Origin of the sequence: Exiguobacterium sp. Leaf187 (assembly GCF_001423925.1) — a bacterium.
Classification (GTDB): domain Bacteria; phylum Bacillota; class Bacilli; order Exiguobacteriales; family Exiguobacteriaceae; genus Exiguobacterium_A; species Exiguobacterium_A indicum.
Genome location: NZ_LMPR01000009.1, coordinates 1,700,746 through 1,719,713, shown reverse-complemented (window position 1 = coordinate 1,719,713; position 18,968 = coordinate 1,700,746). Strand labels below are relative to the sequence as shown.

The 18,968-nt window shown below is 45.3% G+C and carries 15 protein-coding genes; 11 read left to right on the top strand and 4 right to left on the bottom strand.

What is annotated here, in order from left to right; genetic code table 11:
- Positions 1 to 4: 4 nt before the first annotated feature.
- Genes ASF99_RS13015 through pelG form a run of 5 tightly spaced genes read left to right on the top strand, consistent with a single transcriptional unit; the run spans position 5 to position 6,824 of the window.
- Positions 5 to 1,231 (top strand): GAF domain-containing protein, encoded by a 1,227-nt coding sequence (locus ASF99_RS13015; RefSeq protein ID WP_023469427.1) that lies wholly within the window; start codon positions 5 to 7, stop codon positions 1,229 to 1,231.
- Positions 1,228 to 2,136, top strand: a complete 909-nt coding sequence (locus ASF99_RS13010; protein ID WP_055969165.1) for a hypothetical protein — start codon at positions 1,228 to 1,230, stop codon at positions 2,134 to 2,136. Before ASF99_RS13015 ends, ASF99_RS13010 begins: the two co-directional genes overlap by 4 nt.
- Positions 2,133 to 3,968 carry a DUF2194 domain-containing protein gene (locus ASF99_RS13005; RefSeq protein WP_055969162.1) on the top strand — a complete coding sequence of 612 codons (1,836 nt, stop codon included), beginning with the start codon at positions 2,133 to 2,135 and terminating at the stop codon, positions 3,966 to 3,968. Before ASF99_RS13010 ends, ASF99_RS13005 begins: the two co-directional genes overlap by 4 nt.
- Positions 3,965 to 5,383: a GT4 family glycosyltransferase PelF gene (pelF, locus tag ASF99_RS13000; RefSeq protein WP_035396020.1), complete on the top strand. Its 1,419-nt coding sequence runs from the start codon at positions 3,965 to 3,967 to the stop codon at positions 5,381 to 5,383. The genes ASF99_RS13005 and pelF overlap by 4 nt, the downstream gene beginning before the upstream one ends.
- Positions 5,364 to 6,824 carry an exopolysaccharide Pel transporter PelG gene (pelG, locus tag ASF99_RS12995; protein WP_055969159.1) on the top strand — a complete coding sequence of 487 codons (1,461 nt, stop codon included), beginning with the start codon at positions 5,364 to 5,366 and terminating at the stop codon, positions 6,822 to 6,824. Before pelF ends, pelG begins: the two co-directional genes overlap by 20 nt.
- A 128-nt stretch (positions 6,825 to 6,952) precedes the next feature.
- Here the strand turns inward: pelG and galE are convergent, their stop codons facing one another.
- On the bottom strand, positions 6,953 to 7,960 hold the full coding sequence (gene galE, locus ASF99_RS12990; protein ID WP_035396028.1) for a UDP-glucose 4-epimerase GalE: 1,008 nt from the start codon (positions 7,958 to 7,960) through the stop codon (positions 6,953 to 6,955).
- A 73-nt stretch (positions 7,961 to 8,033) separates the two neighbouring features.
- Positions 8,034 to 9,014 (bottom strand): hypothetical protein, encoded by a 981-nt coding sequence (locus tag ASF99_RS12985; RefSeq protein WP_055969156.1) that lies wholly within the window; start codon positions 9,012 to 9,014, stop codon positions 8,034 to 8,036.
- A gap of 104 nt (positions 9,015 to 9,118) precedes the next feature.
- Between ASF99_RS12985 and ASF99_RS12980 the strand changes: the two genes are divergently transcribed.
- The 3 genes from ASF99_RS12980 to ASF99_RS12970 all read left to right on the top strand — a co-directional run bounded on the left by ASF99_RS12980 (position 9,119) and on the right by ASF99_RS12970 (position 12,836).
- Complete coding sequence (locus tag ASF99_RS12980; RefSeq protein WP_055969154.1) at positions 9,119 to 9,820, top strand: tyrosine-protein phosphatase; 702 nt, start codon at positions 9,119 to 9,121, stop codon at positions 9,818 to 9,820.
- Between the two features lie 471 nt (positions 9,821 to 10,291).
- Positions 10,292 to 11,311: a fatty acid desaturase gene (locus ASF99_RS12975; protein ID WP_023469419.1), complete on the top strand. Its 1,020-nt coding sequence runs from the start codon at positions 10,292 to 10,294 to the stop codon at positions 11,309 to 11,311.
- Between the two features lie 166 nt (positions 11,312 to 11,477).
- On the top strand, positions 11,478 to 12,836 hold the full coding sequence (locus ASF99_RS12970; protein WP_055969151.1) for an ankyrin repeat domain-containing protein: 1,359 nt from the start codon (positions 11,478 to 11,480) through the stop codon (positions 12,834 to 12,836).
- Positions 12,837 to 12,881: 45 nt separating this feature from the next.
- Here ASF99_RS12970 and ASF99_RS12965 read toward each other — a convergent pair whose 3' ends face one another.
- Entirely contained in the window at positions 12,882 to 14,999 is a 2,118-nt protein-coding gene (locus ASF99_RS12965; protein WP_023469417.1) for a 5'-nucleotidase C-terminal domain-containing protein, read from the bottom strand.
- Positions 15,000 to 15,783: 784 nt separating this feature from the next.
- Here ASF99_RS12965 and ASF99_RS12960 point away from each other — a divergent pair.
- Complete coding sequence (locus ASF99_RS12960) at positions 15,784 to 16,593, top strand: ABC transporter permease (RefSeq protein ID WP_023469416.1); 810 nt, start codon at positions 15,784 to 15,786, stop codon at positions 16,591 to 16,593.
- 15 nt (positions 16,594 to 16,608) lie between these two features.
- Positions 16,609 to 17,562 carry an ABC transporter ATP-binding protein gene (locus ASF99_RS12955; RefSeq protein ID WP_035396040.1) on the top strand — a complete coding sequence of 318 codons (954 nt, stop codon included), beginning with the start codon at positions 16,609 to 16,611 and terminating at the stop codon, positions 17,560 to 17,562.
- 160 nt (positions 17,563 to 17,722) lie between these two features.
- Here ASF99_RS12955 and ASF99_RS12950 read toward each other — a convergent pair whose 3' ends face one another.
- Positions 17,723 to 18,304, bottom strand: a complete 582-nt coding sequence (locus tag ASF99_RS12950) for a TIGR00730 family Rossman fold protein (protein ID WP_035396042.1) — start codon at positions 18,302 to 18,304, stop codon at positions 17,723 to 17,725.
- Between the two features lie 72 nt (positions 18,305 to 18,376).
- Here ASF99_RS12950 and ASF99_RS17470 point away from each other — a divergent pair, with 72 nt between their 5' ends.
- Positions 18,377 to 18,550 carry a hypothetical protein gene (locus ASF99_RS17470; protein WP_023469413.1) on the top strand — a complete coding sequence of 58 codons (174 nt, stop codon included), beginning with the start codon at positions 18,377 to 18,379 and terminating at the stop codon, positions 18,548 to 18,550.
- Positions 18,551 to 18,968: the final 418 nt, after the last annotated feature.

The window sequence follows — 18,968 nt, the reverse complement described above, 5'->3', positions numbered from 1 at the left end:
TAAAATGATATATACTCAGCACCGGCAAGGCATCAAGTGGATTGAGATGATCGTTAGTATTCTTATTATCGGCACTTTAGACTATATGTTTAACCTTTCGATCTTAAAATGGACGATTGATCCGCTTATTTTTTATATTTTACTTTTTTCTCTCCGTTATGGACTCCTCGGAGCATTCGCGAGTTTCCTGTTTACGATGATTTATCACCTGAGTTCTCTCGCCTGGGCGGGAGAAGACGTCTTACTCTTCGTTTATGATCGTGGCGAATTGTCATGGATCATTTTGCACTTCTTAGTCGCGATTTCATGCGGCATGTTCAGTACTTCTTTCCAAGAACGTTATCTATCCTTACGCTTACGACAAGAGGAAGTGACAGAAGAGAACGAACGGTTGCGCGATACGCTCGAAAAATTGCGCGTTGCGCAAGAGGCAATGCGTAACAAAGTGCTTGAATCCAATCACACGTTGACGAACATTTACCGGATCGGAACAGAACTTGATCAATCCGTCGCGGACATCGTACGCGATAAGCTGTTGCAAATCTTACAGGATTCCTTCGATGCGAAGGAAATCGCGATCTATCACGTTGATGCGTCACGTCGTACGCTTCGTTTGCATATTCGTTTTGGTGATAAGGAACTGTTGCCGCAAACGATGTTCATCGATCCGGAACAAGGCATCTATCAACGGATGTTCCAGAAACAGGCGATTGCCATCCGGACAATTGATGAGACAGATGTCCCGTTACTGATTGCACCAATCCGTTATGACGGACGCATCCAGGAAGTCGTCGTCATTCAATCGATCGCCTTCGAACGTTTGACGAACTATGAGATGCACGTCATGCAATTGATCGTCGATTGGACAGGGTCGCGCATCGAGAAAGCAATGTTGATGGAATGGATCGAGACGCGTCATGAATTGATTGAAGGCACGCGTATCTTTAAACGGGAGCACTTCGAGGAGAAAGTGAAATACCAAGAATATCGACGCGAGCATTATGGTCAGCCGTATAGCCTCGTACAGCTTGATATTCGCAATACACCGTTTTCTCTGATTGAACTGGAATTGATCTTGCGGCAATCGATGCGTGAAATCGACCTGATCGGTTTTGATGAAAACACTGAGCATCTTCAATTCTTATTACCCGGAACACCTCAAGAACATGCGAACCGATTCCTCGAACGAATCAAGGCTGTGTACGTTCAAAAAGGAGGGCGTGTCCAATGACGGCACTCCTGCTCATGCTTTACGTACTTCATCTTTTTCTCATCGTGTTGGCTTATCGTGTACTCGTCTTTCGATTGCCGGAGCAAGAGCGAGGGATCTTAACGTTCGTGTGCTTGTTCAGTGCCGTCCTACCACTTCTCGGTGAAGTACTAGGGGGACTGGCTTATCTGATTTCCCGTCGTTTTGCTTCTTCCGATACGTTACTGGATTACGATGAATATGTGCAGTTCGACGTGATGAATCTTGAAGGACTTCAACAGCAAGCTGCAGACAATATGGAGATGGTTCCGATCAAGGAGGCATTGAACATGGATGCGAAACGCCGGAAGCAATCGATGATTCATTTGACGACATCGTCCTTGAAGGAGACTGGGAAGTATTTGCAATACGGACTTGATCATGATGACTCGGAAACCGTCCACTACGCAGCGACGGTCCGAAATTCCTTATTTGACCGTTATGAAGCAAATCTTCGGCTACGGGAACAACAACTCAATCCGGTAGACGTGACGACGTATCATCTGTTCATTCAGGAATGTAAAACCTTCCTCGACAGTGGTCTATTAGATGAAGGCGGTATCGGTCGACTCGATGAGCGACTTCACCTCGTGCTAGAACAAATGCGCGCTCTCTATCCGACGGATCTCGTCCGGATTGAAGCGGAAGCGGAAATGGCGATACGTCAAGGCGAAGAGGAAAAAGCGATTTCCTTCTACGAAGAGATGATTCAGATCCATCCGACGTTGCCAGACGGATATTTAGCGTTGATTCGTTATTACTTTCAACGGCAGGACTGGACTTCGATCGGTCCGGTGCTCCATCAGTTAAGAACAACAGTAGCAGAAGAGGATATTCCAGAAGAGCATCGCTTCATATTGGAACGTTTGGAAGGAGGAGACCAATGAATAAGAAACCTTATGGCTATCTCATTGGATTATTTGTCGTCTTATTCGTGACGATGGGCATCGTACAGCTGTTTCGTCTCGATTATCCACATCGACTGATTCCTTCTGAAAAAACGAAGGTCCGTTCATTCGAGACAGCAAACACGAAAACGACTGAAGCAAAAGGGGAGGCACTTCGTGTCTACTTGCTTCAAAACGATAGCGACCTGTCAAAAGGCGCAATCGAAAATTTCTCGTACGCATTGAAATATGCGAAGATCGATCACCAACGGATTCGTACGTCAGACATCAAGACGCTTCAACCGAGTGACCGGACAGTGCTTGTCTTATCCGGTGAACATACGAAGGAATGGCCGTACGAGACCATTCGGAAATTCGTCCAACAAGGCGGTCGCTTGTACATCGCCGGTCGATTCATTGATCCGAAATGGGGCGACTTAGTAGGGGTAGAACGCTTTGGTGATTTTAAAGAGGATGTTAACGGGATGACATTCAAAAAAGATTTATTTCCCGGGTATATCGATTTACCGAAGACTTCTACTTTGTTTGTCCATAGTATTGCGGATGTGACGTTAAAAGATGCCGACGTCAAAATCGAGGCTGATGGGAATCCGATCTTATGGACCCATGAATACGGAAAAGGAGAGGTCTTGTTCTGGAATACTTCTTCGTTACTCGAAAAAAACTCGCGTGGTCTACTCGTCCAGTCCCTGTCATTACTGTTTCCGACATTCGTCAGTCAGCAAGTCGCTGTAAAGCTAGCGCACTTCGATGATTTCCCGGCACCCGTACCAGATGCCTCCAATCCAGCGATTCAGAAAAACTATGATTTGACCGTTAAAGATTTCTTTGCAGAAGTCTGGTGGAAAGACATGCAACGGGTCGCGAAGGAACAGGATGTCATTTATTCCGGATTCATCATCGGAAGCTACAAGAATGCGATTTATGATACGGAAAAACAATTGATTGAAAACATTCGTTTTCCGATGCTGAACTTCGGACGCGGATTATTGAAGATGGGTGGAGAACTTGGTTTACATGGATATAACCACCAACCACTCATCATTAACGGGGAAACGATGGATCCGAGTCTCGGATATATCACTTGGGAGAACCGTAAGCAGATGATGAAAGGTATCGAAGAAGTGAAAACGGCACATCAGTATTTCTTCCCGAACGAGCAATTGCGCAGCTATGTACCACCTTCGAACATCATTGGTCCGACCGGTTTATCCGTCTTAAATGAAGCATTTCCGGATGGATTAATTATCGCGTCTCTTTATATTGGAGACCCATCAAAAGGAAGTTACATTCAGGAGTTCGAACCAGATTCGACCTATAAGAATCTCTATAACTTCCCCCGGATCACAAGCGGATACAATGAATCTCCTGAAGATATGTTTGTCTTAGCAGATGCCGTCGCGAACTTCGGACTTGTCTCGCACTTCATTCACCCGGATGACGTCCTCGATGAACGACGCTCAAAAGGACAAGGGTGGCCGACGATGGAACGTTCGATTGAAAAGATGTTCAAAACGATTCATACGGATTATCCGTATCTCGAAAGTATGACGCAGTACGATGGCTACAAAAAAATGAAGCTGTATCAAGAATCGAAAATCGATGTTCGTTATTCTAAAACAGCGATTGAGATTTCAGGTAGTCAAATGCTCCTTCCTTCGAAGATGGTCGTTCGTGTCAATGAAGGAAAACTGGAGACCGGGTCCTTCGCGTACGGGCAAGTGCGAAAACTTGGAGATGCGAACGATTTATACGAAGTAGAACTCAAGAAGAACTTCGCGCGCATACCGGTACTGGAGGGATCCCAATGAAGATTGGTTTAGTGTTAGAAGGGAGTTACCCTTATGTCAGTGGTGGCGTCGCTAGTTGGGCACATATGTTGATTCAACAAATGACAGAGCATGAGTTTGAACTGATCACGATCACACCTACACGCATGACGGAAGCAGAGTTCCGTTACACGCTTCCCGCGAACGTCGTTGGTGTGACGAACCTTCCACTCGATCAAACCCATGAGACGCGTCCGCTAAAACAGACATTGACGCCGGAGCAGGAAGAGGATATCAAACGATGGATGCGATTCCAAGCGACGAACACGTCGATTTTCCCACTCTTCGGTCAGGCGATCGGAACATCGACGCAATTTTTCTCAAGTCGTCTCTTTTTTGATCTCGTCAAGACGAGTTACCGGGAAGAACGACAAGCTGGCTCCTTCATCGATTATTTATGGATGTGGCGTAGCATGTATGCGCCTGTTCTGGAACTGCTCCAAGCCGACTTACCGACCGTCGATTTGATCCATTCCGCGTCGACGGGATATGCGGGACTCGTCGCAGCGGCGATCAAACAACGCCAACACGTTCCGTTCGTCCTAACGGAACACGGGATCTACTCCCGTGAACGAGAAGAGGAGCTCGTCCAAGCGATGTGGATTCCACAAGAATACCGCATGCACTGGGTGCAGTTCTTCCATCACTTATCACGCGAAGCCTACGCTGGGGCGGACAATATCATCACGCTCTTTGACCGAAACGGTGAATTACAGCGTGAACTTGGAGCACCTGCCGAAAAAATTCGCGTCATCCCGAATGGAATTGATGCGACAGGACTTGCTGCGTTAGGACATACTCCAAAGCAAGATGTACTTCGGATCGGCGCAATCGTCCGCATTGTTCCAATCAAGGACATCAAGACGATGATCCATGCCGCGAAGGTTTTACAGGAAATGCACGTTCCATTTGAAATGACGATCATGGGTCCGCTTGAAGAGGATCCGGAATACGCCCGTGAATGCCAAGACCAAATCGATCTCTTTGAACTATCAGAGAGTGTGAAACTCGTCGGAAAGGTCGATATCCGGAGCTATCTGCCATCATTTGATGTCTGCTTGTTGACGAGTATTTCCGAAGGTCAACCACTGGCTGTCCTAGAAGGCATGGCTGCAGGGATACCGTGGGTCGTCACTGATGTCGGTGCATGTTCCGAGCTGATCAACGGACGTGAGGATGATCCTTACGGTCCGGCTGGATTCGTCGTGCCACCGGTCAATCCTCGCCGGATCGCAGAACGGTGTGCCTGGTTCCAGTCACATCCGGAAGAAGCGATTCGCTTTGGACGAAATGGGAAAGAACGCGCACTTGCGTATTACCAGACGCACCGCTTCATCTCGGAGTATCAAACATTGTATCAAGAGAGGGGTGTGACGTATGGCGGGCATCGGGTTTAAGCTTCAAAAATTGTTTCAAGAGGACTATTTCTCATCTCGGTTAAAGGCATATGCTTTCGCTGGACTCGTCACGTCCGGTCCATGGCTCATCGTCATCTTGACGATTGCTGTGACCCAGTGGCTGACGACATTCCTGTCGATTGCTTCTTTTGAAGAACGGACGACCTTCAATCTGGTCGTCTCATACAGCTTCATTTTTTCACAAGTGTTGCTCGGTATTCAGCAACTCGTCGTCACGCGCTATTTGGCGGACTGTTTCTACGAGAAACGATATGAAGATCTGTTTCCTGCATTTCTAGGTATGACGAAGATGACGATGGCGTTAGGCAGTATCGCCTTTCTCATCTTCCTCAGCTTCTCAAAACTTCCGTTCTTGTTGAACGGGCTGATCTTCATATTGTTCATGACGATCAATTTGATCTGGGTGCATTTCCTATTCTTAAGTGCCGCGAAGTTCTATCAGGCTGTCGCATACAGCTTTTTGATTGGCGGTATCGTAGCTGTCGGATCGGTCTTACTGATTGATCGGTATCTGATGGAGTATGTAACGGGTATCGTGACACCAAGTCTTGCCTTAACGGCAGGTTTCACATTCGGCATGGTCATCACGTTATTCGGTCTATTCACCTCGATGTTGTTGACGTTCCCGCAACGCGGGACGAAAAATCAGTTTACCTACTTGAGTTATTTTGATCGTTACCCGGCGCTCTTTTGGACGAGTTTTCTCTACAATATCGGGGTATGGGTCGGGAACTGGGTCATCTGGTTCTCTGACGGCGGTGCTGTTCATCTCGGGACATTCCGTTATCATCCGTTATACGATACGGCGATCTTCTTATCCTATTTGACGGTCATCCCGACGATGACGATCTTCGTCGTTTCCGTCGAGACGCGTTTCTATGAACGGTATCGCATCTTCTATGGATACGCGAACGAGGGCGGAACGCTGGATCAAGTTGAAAAAGCGCGGGACGCGATGTTACTCGTCTTACGACAGGAATTACAACGATTGTTTCGAAATCAAGGATTGTTTACGCTGTTCACCTTATTGTTCGCCTCGACGTTGCTCGGTTACCTCGCATTACCTGAAGCAACGATCAGCATTTTCCAAATGACGACGATCGGTGCGTTCTCGAATGCGATGGTTCTCGTCTTGACTCTCTTGTTACTGTATTTTGAAGATCAAAAAGGAGCGGCATGGATTTCATGCGTGTTCTTCTTATCTAATGGGATTTTAGCTTTGTTGATCGCGCCGTTCGGTTTTTCCGGATACGGTCTCAGCTTCGCGATCGGATCAACTTTGACGTTTGCGTTTGCGCTCATGCGACTCATCCATTATGTCTCGGATATTGATTACCATACGTTTTGTCGGATGGTGTTACCGCCACGCTCGATGCGTTTTACGCGATGGAGTGAACGATTGAATCGTTCGTGGATGTGAAGCGGTTAAAGGTTCTTTTGAGTAGATCAATAGCATGTAGGCTAATTTGAAAAGGCGATCCATTTCCGAATTCGTATCGGAAGTGGATCGCCTTTTTTGATTGCAGGTAAAACGATTTATCCTACCTATTATTTTTGATACCCGTCTGGATTTTTAGATTGCCAGCGCCAAGCATCCTTACACATATCATACAAGTCTTTCTCCGCCTTCCATCCGAGGAGGCGTTCTGCTTTTGAAGCATCCGCATAACACGATCCGACATCACCCGGACGTCGTGCCGTGATCTTTCGATCGATTTGCAGAGACGTCGCATCTTCGAACGTCGCGACGAGTTCAAGCACACTTGTCCCTTGTCCCGTTCCTAGATTGAATGCCTCGATCCCGGAATGATCATGATAGAGTGCCTTGATATGTCCTTTCGCTAAGTCGACGACATGGATATAATCGCGGACACCCGTACCATCATCCGTATCGTAATCATTTCCGAAAATTTGAAGGGTGTCGAGTTTTCCAGCAGCAACTTGTGTCACATATGGCATCAAGTTGTTCGGAATACCGTTTGGATCCTCACCGATCAGACCGCTCATATCGGCACCAATCGGGTTGAAGTAGCGGAGTAATGTGATATCCCACGTCGGATCAGCGAACGCGATGTCTTCAAGCATCTGCTCGATCATCAGTTTCGTCGCACCATAAGGATTCGTCGCGGAGCGCGGAGCAGATTCGGTGATTGGTGTCGTCTCCGGCACACCGTAGACGGTCGCAGATGAACTAAAGACAAGTTTTTTGACATCATGTCGGTCCATCACTTCGAGTAGGACGAGCGAACTGATCAGGTTGTTTTGATAGTAGAACAACGGGCGTGATACCGATTCACCAACCGCTTTTAAACCGGCAAAATGAATGACAGCATCAATCGAATGGTTTTGGAAAATCCGTTCGAGTGCCGATTCATCCCGCACGTCCGACTCATAGAATGTGACCGTCCGGTCCGCGATGTGTTCGACACGTTCAAGGGCACTCCGATGACTGTTACTTAAATTGTCGACGACGATGACTTCATGACCCTCTCGTAGCAGTTCGAGACAGGTATGGCTGCCGATATAGCCAGCGCCTCCTGTTACTAAAATGTTCATAGGATACCCTCCGTTAAATTCCATTATTTATCTAATAATAGCATAAAGAGAGCGGTTTTTTCTTGATTTTGCTTTACATCCGTTTTGTTAGACGAATCAGCTGAATACGCGACTCGGACTCGATGATCTGTAATTGATAATGGGTGCTTATGCGCAGTCGTCCCGCTGTATTCGTCCGCTGGAACGTCCCAAGACGCGCCAACTCTTTTTGGGAAAGGCGTGGGCTCTTCCAATCGATGGCGTATGCGCGATCATCGATGAGGTGTACGGTGAATGACTCATACGTCCATGTTTCATCTACAGCCGTTTTGATTTTCTGTTTCGGTGATCCGAGACCGACCCATGTCGTAGCGGGATCATCCAATAGATCGGTCGCTCGTGTTTGTTTCGGAAGCGTCATATATGCGTCCGTCCATTTCAACAACGCCTGATCCGTCATCATGGAACCAATCGTTTTTTCGGATAGGTCGCTTGCTTTCATATATGCCTGCGTCCGGTCAGGGAGCTGGATACGCGCACGATCCTTGACGATATCGAGGACAGGGAATGCATCACCAAAGTCGGCGGATTGAAGAATGGTCGAGGAATCAGGATGACGATAAATCGGACTCGATTTCGTGGAGACGAAATGATAGATTACGTCTTTCTTCGCCCATGTCTGATATCCCCATGTAGCAAGCGCACCAATACAGAAGCAAGCGAGCGCGAGGAGGACGAGTCGGCAGGACAAGACTCGCTTTTTCGGTACTGCATTGGGCGTCGTCTGTTCGAGCGGCATCTCGTCTCCTTCATCTAGTAAAGGAACAGATGTAAGGAAACCATAAAAGTCGGCGATGCTCTCGTGTGGATGACCGTCCAAAAATCGTTGCCACTCTTCTGGACGAACCGTATCTTGCTGAAACGGTCGCGAGGGTGCTATCCCTGTCAGATGAAGGCAGGTCGCCTGAAGCGAAGAAGAGGAAGACAAGGACAGCAGGATTCGTTCATGGAGACGCTTGATATCAACTTCCGTGTGAGAGGTATAGAATTGTAAAGCGGATAAGGCGCGATGCATAAGGCATCCTCCTTCCTTCTAACGTCAGGATATGTATGAATTTTCCGTTTCCTTTTATGATATCATTTTTTATGGGACGACGAATGAGAAAAGGGGGAACGATGATGATCGATATTCATAATCATCTTTTGCCGTTGATCGATAAGGGAGCGACTCATGTCGAAGAAACGATCCGCATGGCACGGCGTGCTGCTGCGGAAGAGGTGCGCCGAATCATCGCAACACCATATGCGACGCATGCGACAGCAGAAGAAGTCCAATTGATCGTAGCAGAGCTGAATGTTTTACTGGCCCAGCGACAGATTCCTGTCCTCGTCTATCCGGGACAACAGACGCGTTTGACACTCGGATTGCGTGATGCGGTCAACCAAGGGCACGTCTTGACGTTAGCGGATACCGCCTATCTGTTAATCGATTGCCCCGACGATCCGCTACCGGTCTATACGGAAGAAGTCATGACCGGATTAATCGAAGACGGGTATTTGCCGATCCTTGCGCAACCGGAAGATAACGCAGAACTTCTCGAGCATCCTGAACGTCTGGTCCAGCTAATTGAAAAGGGCGTGCGTTGTCAACTGGCGACACACAGTATTCTCGGTCATCACGGAGAAGAAAAGAAGCTATTTTGTCAGCGTGCCATTCAAAAAGGATGGGTACACTTCATCGCATCCAACGCTAAAAAAGCAACAGACCATCTTCATCTTATGCCGGCGTATCAACAGATTGAACAGTGGTCTGGAGCGAATGTCGTCGATCGATTAAAATGGAACGCTGAACAAATCTTGGTATCACCGCCAATTGTCTAATACATGACAGTGAGGATGACTCAACAGTCAGTCTCTACAAAGGTAAGGGTGGCAGAGTGATGATCTGCCACCCTTACCTCATAACAAAAAGAGTGACGCGTCATACGCCACTCCTACAGGAAAATGCGTATGTTTGCGCTATCAGGGACAAACAAGCCCCAATTTCATGCCTGAATAAGGCAGGAAAACTGACTTGAGTCTCGCCTGAGGAAAGGGCGTGAAAAGACGCGTCATTCTTTTTTGTCAGCCTTATTTTTTAAAAAACTTTTCTAATAAATCAAAATCCTGAAAAATATATGATATGATATCATTACTTGGTACTAAAAATATTCAAGCGATTAATCAATATGGGCATGATTACGTTCGAATCTCCGAGGACATCGTCACGTACGCCGCTCAATTCTTTCATTTTTTAGGCATCATCATCATTAGCGTCGTGAACGCTGGAACAACCCGAGGAGGAAGTAATACATGAGTAAAGAAAAAATCGCACAGCTGCGCAAACATGTCTCGCCTTTTGAAAAGGCAGACATCAAGGCCAGCATCCGACAGATGATCAATACGATCCTGCCGTTTCTCGTCATTTGGTTTTTGGCGTATCAAGCACTTCACGTGTCAGCCTGGCTCGCAGTACCGCTTGCGATGATCGCTGCGGGATTCGTCGTGCGGATGTTCATCATCTTCCACGATTGTACACATGGTTCGTTTTTCAAAAACAAAAAAGCGAATGCAATCGTAGGAACCATTACAGGTGTGCTAACGCTATTTCCATACGAAAAGTGGAAACGAGAACATGCGATTCATCACGCTTCAAGCGGTAACTTGGACAAGCGGGGCGTCGGTGATATTTGGGTAATGACAATCGAAGAATACATTGCGTCATCGAAATGGACGCGATTGAAATATCGACTCTATCGGAACCCGCTCGTCATGTTCGGACTAGGTCCGTTGCTCTTGATTTTAGTGACGAGTCGTTTCAACCGAAAGGATGCACGGAAGAAAGAGCGTCTTAACACATATCTCATTAACGGATCACTTGTCGTTTTATACGGTGTCTTGATTTACTGGATTGGCTGGCAAGCATTCTTGATTATCCAAGGGACGACGATGTTCACAGCGGGCGTACTCGGTATCTGGTTATTTTATGTTCAGCATACATTCGAGGATTCCTACTTTGAAGATGAAAACGAATGGGATTACGTCAAGGCTGCGATCGAAGGTAGTTCATATTACGAGCTGCCAAAAGTATTACAGTGGGTGACAGGAAACATCGGTTTCCATCATGTCCATCACTTGAGTCCGCGTGTACCGAACTATCATCTAGAGAAAGCACACGTCTCGACACCACCGCTTCAAAAGGCGACGACGATCGGTTTGTTCTCTAGCTTAAAATCTTTACGCTATAAACTATACGATGCAAAAAATAAGACGTTCGTCACGTTCCAGGACATCAAGCATCTCCTGCGTGAACCAAAACCGTCATCACTTTAAGTCTGTAGCACTTTATCTTTTTTGAGATAAGGTGCTTTTTGCTTTGAAATCACAAGAAGTTGACCGATAAAGAGTAAGGAATGGAAAAATATAGGCACGACAAAATTGAAAATGTTACTCTAAACTAAAGAATAAAGAGAAGAGACATATAGAAAGAAGGACTGGCATGAAAGGAAAAATATACTTCTGGCTTTTGTTTTTAAATGCGATTGCGACAGTAGGGGCACTGGTCTACCTGTCTTTTGAACTGGGCGCTTTGGGCCTTGTCTTAATGGGGCTAACGATTGTCTGGCTCGCCTGGAAAATATTACGACTCTTTTCCTCGGTGATCCGATTGCAACAAGAAGGCATTGAGGTAACCGAATATCGTTTTCCGGAACTATATCATGATATCGCGTCGTTATCGGAACGTTTGAATTTAAAGACACCACGCATCTATATCGTCGGAGACGACGTATCGCCGATTAGAGGCGTGAGTCTGTTCCGAACGAACGTGTTTTTTTTACCAGAGAAAGCCATGCGGGAGCGAAATGAGTTCGAACGAGTTCGGGAGTTGCTTCGTCTGAAGCATAATGACGAGGAAAAACGTTTCGCATTACTATTAGGCAGTTGGATTCCATTTTTAAGACCGGCTTATTTACGAACGATATCCTTATACCGGGATCGTCAAGCCATGCATCTTGTAGACGATCCAGATAGTGTCATGCAGAGTATTCTAAAAGAAAACGGACGGTATCGATTGATCGATGAAATCGATGTAACAGCATATTTAGCTGAAAAGAGGCAGATTACGCTAGCTGAAGTCGTTAGCGAAATGGTCTACACGACACCGACGACAGACAGACGATTGATTGAATTAGGCTGGATGTCACGCGAGACTCCTACTGGGCAGCATGCTGTTCGATTCTTGTTGGTAGCATCGAGTATAGTAGCATTCGTTTTGATTGGCTGGAGTGTCCAGAACGTTTCGTTTTCAAATGAAACCGCAAAAGCTGTCGTCACGTCATCGGATGAGTCAAAGGCGAATGGATTGCAGGAAACGAAGTTGATGGCTGCGATTCAAAAGGGGACGTTGGAAGAAGTTCAGAAGGAGTTACCGGACGGAGATATGAAAGCCGTGGATGCAGATGGTGATACAGCACTTCACTATTTAGGGTATCGCAAGTCAAGTGAAGGACTGAAGGAAATCTTTGATACGTTACTTAAGCAGGGAAGTGATGTGGACGCAATCAATGACTTCGGAGAACGTCCGTTCATCACAGCAGTATATAGTAACAATAATGAATTAGTAGAACTGTATTTAAAGAACGGTGAAAATATCAATCAGCTTGATGATCAAAAGTACACACCTTTACATCATGCGGTGGAAGGGGAAGGCGTTCAAACCGTGAAAGTATTGCTAGAACAAGGGGCAGACGTCTCGATTAAGAATAAGGATGGTTTGACGCCTTTGATGTTGGCACAGCAATATGAATTAGACGACATCATTCGATTGTTAAAGCAACATACGTCTCAAACGTTATAAGAAAAATGCTCCTCCCGAAATCGGGAAGGAGCATTTTTTATGAACTTATTTACCTTGAAGAGCTGGATCCACGTTAAGGATTCGTCCTTCAATTTTATAATCGATTGTTTTCTTCGAAATCGCGTAGTCGCGGAATGTTTCCCAGTCAGAGAGACCGAGGTCTTTCACACGTCCTGATTTATACGCATCTTCAAATGGTGTCAAGAAGTCGCTTCCTTTAGCAGTGAAAGCGTTTGTAGCAACTGTGTACGTTTTGGCTGGATCAATGGCCTCTTCTACACCGCCATCTTTCGTAATCGTCATTTTCGTAACACGTTGTCCCTTCGCTTTTGAACCATCGTACTCAAGTTTCATACCTGATACTTGTAAGAATCCACCATTTTCAAGTGGTGCAAGTCCAACACTGATTTCAAAGAGATCTTTAAGTTGTGAACCGTTCATTGTCACGAGTGCAAGTGTGTTACCGAATGGTAAAGTAGTTAAGATTTCACCAGTTGTAAGTGGACCTGCATCGATCGCGGCACGAATTCCACCACTGTTTTGAACAGCGATGACGGTTTCTGGGTTAATTGATTTCGCTTTTGCAAGCATACCGTCCGTAATTAAGTTTCCGAGAGCTGTTTCACTATTTCGAACGCTCACTGTGTTAGTGCCACCAGTACGTGGGTTTGGAAGGGCAGATACAATATTAACCCCAACTTCTTGGTTTTTGATTGCTGTAATTTTATCCGCGTAAGGTTTGAGAATAGCAGCGGCTCCAGGATCTGCTGCATACGGTTTTACTTCAATCGTCGAACCACTGTATGATTTGACTTTTCCTTTGTAATCAAACGTTACGTTGACATCTCCAAGGAATTCACTATATTGAGAAGCTTGGGCGATGACTGTAGGCTCTTTTTTCTTTGTTTCTTCACTCGCAGGAATCAATACTGGTTTAGTAAGATTCGTATGAGTATGACCACCGATAATGACATCGATACCATCAACGTTTTGTGCAAGCAATGGATCGTTATCAATTTCAGAATTATCATCGTAACCGATATGTGTCAACGCAACGATTTTATTGATACCGCGTGCTTTGAACTTATCAACGGTCGCTTGAGCGCTTTTGATATAGTTTGAGAATGCAATCGTACCAGGGCTTGAAATACCAACTGTTTCTTCTGTCGTCAAGCCGAAGAAACCAACTTCTTCACCGTTGATTTTTTTGATGACACCTTGGTAGATCCGTCCATCTTCCGGACCAGACGTGATTGTTTTCTTTTGCATCCCGTTGAAGAGCGGATTTTTACTGAAATCAACGTTTGCTGTAATGAATGGGAAGTCAGCGCCAGCAACGAAGGCTTGTAAAGCAGCACCTTGATCTTGGTCACCCAAATCAAATTCATGGTTACCGAACGTCATCATGTCATATTTCATGTAGTTCATGAGTTCGAGATCAGCTTGTCCTTTGAACTCGTTGAAGTAGAGTGATCCTGAGAAGACGTCACCAGCATCAAGAAGAAGCGACGGTGTACCTTCGGCGCGGTAAGCGGCACGACGCTCTTTAATGACAGTCGCACGTTTTGGAGCGTTATCGAGTGCAGCGTGTGTGTCGTTCGTATGGAGCAAGGCAAGGCTGAAATCATCTGTATTGATGTCACGGACGATGATTTTTGCTTTTGTCGTGACCGTTTTGCCTTTATGCGTCAAGCTACCTGTCGCATAGTAAGTACCTGACTCACTCGTATCAACTTTGCTCCATTTGATTTCTTTATCGTAGACTTTGCCGTTAGCGTAAAGAACAGCTAGTTTTTTAGGAAGGACTGGTTTTTGATCGACTGAAATCACTTGTTCCTTAACGGACTCAATGATTTTGATCACATAATTCTCGACGTGAATCTTTACTTCGATTGGGAGCTTTTTCTTACCATATGTGCCATGAACCGTTTGGTAGCGATTGAAGATGTGCTTATTGTATGCACCCCATGAGATTTTTTCTCCCTTGTATGTAGCCGGAAGTTTAACAGGCTCACCCTTCGTGAAAGTGAGAGACTTCAATTTGACCGTCTTGACTTTGACATGTGTTGCAGCAGATACGGTCGTTTGTGCAGCCGGCACGATTGCCGATGTCGTCAATGCGACAGCTACTGCTGCCGCGTAAAGCGGTTTTGATTTGTACATAAATAAAAATCCTCCCTCGAGATGATATGAGGTCAACCAGCGATCGGTAACCTCTTCTTCTACTATAAATGCTTAACGGACAATCGTGTCATGAACCTTTTGTAAAATGCGTAAATTCTTAGGTCCGACGACAATACAACTCTAGCAAGTCGTTTGTTTTCTTCTACCTGAAAGAAGAAAAGATAAATGATTGCGCTTACATTATATCTTGTTCCTCCTTCAAAAGAAACGTAGATTATAATAGATTGTAGGAAATTGTCCTCATTTTGAGAGAATCGCGTAGTAAACATTTTCAAAAAAATGTATAATTTACTATATGAAAAATATGCGATGGGGAGGCGGGAGTACGAATGGATGAAAAGATACGTAGGAGTCTACTCGTAGGTATACTTTGTATAATGGGAATCTTGATTATATGGGGGCTCGCCTCTCCACCGACGACAATTGAATTTCCTAACTTTACACATACCTAATCCTGTGAATGGATCGGCAAGGAGTCCTTGTCGATTTTTTTGTTTCAACGGGAAAGCTACAGTTTGGTGTCGGTTCACGCTATACGTTGACACGCTTTTTACGGATGGCTAGAATTGATTAAGTGTACTTCGTGTATACACAATTGAAAGATAAACGAGGAGGGATGGATAATTAGACATGATATATCATGTCGATCGGAGGAATGTTCGTTTGAGGAATCGCGGACAGAACCCGTTTTTTGTTTGAATTTGATCCAGAATTCATTGAATTACAAATACATGCACCATGAAATCGGAAGGAACTTACACTTATGTTGAAAGAAATGAAAAGTATCATCCGGGAACAGGTTGAAAACTTTCCTTTGATTCGCCGGCTCGCGCGATATGAAATTAAGTCCGCACACGCAGAACAACGCCTTGGCCTCTTATGGGAACTCCTCAATCCGGGTCTCCAAATTTTCATCTACTGGTTCGTCTTTGGTGTCGGTCTTCGGGGAAATGAAAATGTCGATGGAAACATTCCATTCATCGTATGGCTTCTCTGTGGGATCGTCGTTTGGTTCTTTATCAACGATGCTTTATTACGTGGATCGAACTCGATCAATAGTCGACTTGCGATGGTGACGAAGATGCGTTTCCCGATGAGTGCCATTCCGTCATACGTTATTTTGTCACGGATGTATCAACACTTCGCAATGCTTGTGATCGTATTCATCGTCATCCTCGCAAATGGGATTCCGATTACATGGAAACTACTTCAGTTGCCTTATTACATGATTGCGACATACATTTTCGTCTACGCATTTTCACTTTGTTTTTCAACGCTCATTACGCTCGTCAAAGATATTCAGCTCTTCTTGCAATCGATGATGCGGATGCTTTTTTATATGACACCGATTCTTTGGAATATTGAGCGGTTCCCGGACGCCCTGCACGGTGTCCTTCGCCTGAATCCGGTCTACTATCTCGTCGAGGGATACCGGGCGAGTCTGCTCGGAGGACATTGGGTCTGGCAGGAATGGCCAACTGGACTGTACTTCTGGAGTGTGACGCTCCTCTTGTTCACAGCCGGAACATTCTTGCATATCAAGTTCCGTAAATCATTCACTGAGCTCGTCTAAGGGAAGGAAATCGCCATGTCTATGATTAAACTCGACCATGTCACGAAACGCTTCGACATGGTTACGACTACGAAAGAAAAATTCAAGCTCTTGTTCAAGAATCAAAGCAAGAGCGTTAAAACATTCACTGCACTGCGAGATATCTCGCTTGAAATCGGCTCGGGTGAAGTCGTTGGACTCGTCGGAATCAACGGTTCCGGTAAATCTACACTTTCGAACTTGATTTCAGGCATCATCTATGCAAACGAAGGAGACGTCGCCATTAATGGTGAAGTCGCGATCATCGCCGTCTCACAAGGATTAAAGAATGTCCTGACAGGGCGAGAGAACATTCGCTTGAAGTGTCTCATGCTTGGGATGGATGATGCGGAAATCGAGCGTCGGATGCCAGGCATCATCGATTTCGCTGATATCGGTGACTTCATCGATCAGCCGATCAAGAAGTACTCGAGTGGGATGAAGTCGCGCCTCGGCTTCGCGATCGCGGTCAACGTCGACGCCGACATTCTGATCGTTGACGAAGCCCTTTCCGTTGGTGACCAAACCTTCTATAATCGTTGTATCGATAAGATGAACGAGTTCAAGGATGAAGGAAAGACGATCATCTTCGTCAGCCACTCATTGTCACAAATCAAGAGTTTTTGTGAACGCGTCATTTGGCTCGAATATGGTCAAGTACGACTCGACGGAACAACCAAAGATGTTTTACCGGAATATAAAAAGTTTCTTGCGGAATATAAAAAATGGTCGAAAGAGGAGCAACATCAATTTCGGCGTGACCGTTTAAAAGCACAAGCTGCTAATGCTCGTTCCGGGAAACAAAATACGGATTCAGAGGAAAACATCAAACATCCGGCATTGATCTTATCTGCGCTAGGTATTCTTGTACTTGCAGCAGGAAGCTTAATGGTCGTTGATGAGACGCCATCTTTGGCGAATTTAAGCGACGCTATCTTAAATTTCTTTTGATTCTCTGCGCCAGGTACCAATCGGTATCTGGCTTTTTATATCATGTAAGTAGGAATTAGTAAAAGGAGTGAAGAATGCTAAAGGAGAGTGGAAAAAGAAGGAATCATCGCAAATCAAGAAATGTAATCAAAAAAAAACGGAGTTCAAGACTCCGTTTTCATCAGGTTTGTGAACGATCCATATAGGTTTTGACGCGCGGTGCTTCATACGTTGCAAAACGTTCTAAAAGACGTTCAGCATCTGACTCGACGATCAACATTGTACGGTGTTCGGGAATCAAGAATCCTTGACGTTCCATCGTATCGAATAGGGAAATCAAGGGATCATAGTAGCCATCAATGTTCAGTACACCACATGGCTTTTCATGAAGTCCAAGCTGTGCCCAAGTGAAGACTTCAAAAAATTCTTCCATCGTTCCTGGACCACCCGGGAGAATGATGAATCCATCAGAGAGCTCTGACATTTTGGCTTTTCGCTCATGCATCGAGTGGACGAGATGCAGTTCGGTTAGTCCAGGATGCGCAAGTTCTTTTTCCTGAAGAAAGTGGGGAAGAACACCGATTGCTTGACCTTTAGCAGCGAGCGTAGCATCTGCGACTGCGCCCATCGTTCCAACGCGTGATCCTCCATATACAAGTCCGATGCCGCGCGCGGCGAGCGCTTGACCGAGTTTTCCTGCCGCCTCTCGAAAGAGTGAATCGGCACCATCTTTGGAACCACAAAATACAGCAAGTCTATTCATGAAAGAACCTCCTTCGTTGTTTCCACCATAGCATATTCGACGATGGGAAGGCAGAATGGAAAGGAGATCGATATGCGACCACGTACAATTGTTTGGCTCGTCCTAATCATCGCAGCAATCAATTTAGGACTTGGGATATGGATGCCCGATACATCGACTCGGACGACAATTAGTTCGATACTACTAGGCGTGATTGTAGTACTCGGTATCTTTTACGTCATTGCGTTACGACAATCATCTAAATAAAAATGCTCGTTCGACTCATATGAGTTGAGCGAGCATTTTTATTTAGATTTGAAAAAATAAAGCGATGGAATATTCAAAAGAATCTATTTTCATACACAAATTCAACACTTTGATGGATAGTTTGTAAAAAAAGGACAGTATTCAGGACATATGATACGTGTCAAAAGTAATGGTTATAATGAATAATGTGTAAAATAACATAAATATTCGTATTCGAATATTTGGAGGGGGTCTAAGGATATATGATGTTGTTACAAAGCCAGACGAAAAAAATTAGGAGGTTATTTATATGAACTTGAAAAAGAAACTAGGTTTAGCAATTGCTGCTTTATCATTGACTGCTACTTTCGGTGTAAGTGCTGCAAATCAAATTGGACATAAAGACGTAGCAATCGAACGAATTCCACTTGAGTACTCA